Below are 1,350 nucleotides of genomic sequence, written 5' to 3' on the forward strand. Positions count from 1 at the left end.
AACCTTAGACGTCAGTACTTTGGTTACAGAACAAAAGCTACTAAACACCCATCTTTTTTCTCCACAGTTTTGCACATCTATATAGCACTCTGTGGGATTAGGTATAAAAAATGCCAGCGTTTGCTGGCATTTTTTCATCGTTCTCAGCATTAATTGAGATTATTGATTCTCAATTTTTGCCCAGGTATCACGTAGACCAACCGTGCGGTTGAATACTAGATTATCTGCTGAAGAGTCTTTCGAGTCTGCACAGAAGTAACCCATACGTTCAAACTGGTAACCTTTTTCTGCTTCTGCAGAAGCTAGGCTAGGCTCGACAAAGCCATTGATCACAACTAATGATTCAGGGTTGATAGTAGAAGCAAAATCTTCCGCTGCGCCTGGGTTTGGCACCGTAAATAAACGATCGTACAGACGAATTTCCGCTGGAAGAGCTTTATCAGCTGACACCCAATGAATAACGCCTTTCACTTTACGACCATCTGCTGGGTTTTTACCTAGCGTATCTGCATCGTAAGAACAGAAGATCGTTGTGATGTTGCCTTCGGCATCTTTTTCAACGCGCTCAGCTTTGATCACGTAAGCACCACGTAAACGAACTTCTTTACCTAGCACTAAACGCTTGTACTTTTTGTTCGCTTCTTCACGGAAGTCTTCACGCTCAATCCACAATTCACGCGTGAATGGCACTTCACGCACGCCCATTTCAGGTTTATTTGGGTGGTTGGCAACTGTCAAGTTTTCTACTGCGCCTGCTTCAAAGTTTTCGATAACAACTTTAACAGGATCCAGTACAGCCATTGCACGCGGAGCGTTCTCGTTTAGGTCATCACGAATACAAGATTCTAATGAACTAAACTCGATCATATTTTCTTGCTTCGTTACACCAATACGCTTACAAAACTCACGAATAGATGCAGGTGTGAAGCCACGACGACGCAGACCTGAGACAGTCGGCATACGTGGATCATCCCAACCATTAACCAGTTTTTCAGTAACTAGCTGGTTAAGCTTACGCTTAGACATCACTGTGTATTCAAGGTTTAAACGACTGAACTCGTATTGATGTGGACGGCTTTCGATCGTGATGTTGTCTAGAACCCAATCGTACAGACGACGGTTATCCATGAATTCAAGCGTACAAATAGAGTGCGTAATGCCTTCTAGTGCATCAGAAATACAGTGCGTAAAGTCGTACATTGGGTAAATGCACCACTTATCACCAGTTTGGTGGTGCGTAGCAAAACGCACACGGTATAAAACTGGATCGCGCATGACCATGAATGAAGAACCCATGTCGATTTTAGCACGAAGACACGCTTTACCTTCTTCAAATTCACCAGCGCGCAT

1 protein-coding gene is annotated in these 1,350 nt (G+C 43.6%); it reads right to left on the reverse strand.

Features of this window, described 5'->3' with window-relative positions; all coding sequences use genetic code 11:
* Positions 1-159: 159 nt before the first annotated feature.
* The coding region (gene glnS, locus IQR33_RS09775) for a glutamine--tRNA ligase (protein ID WP_193843673.1) at positions 160-1,350 on the reverse strand (1,191 nt) is incomplete at its 5' end.

Source organism: Vibrio sp. OPT46, assembly GCF_015163535.1.
In the GTDB taxonomy this organism is placed as follows: Bacteria; Pseudomonadota; Gammaproteobacteria; order Enterobacterales; family Vibrionaceae; genus Vibrio; species Vibrio alginolyticus.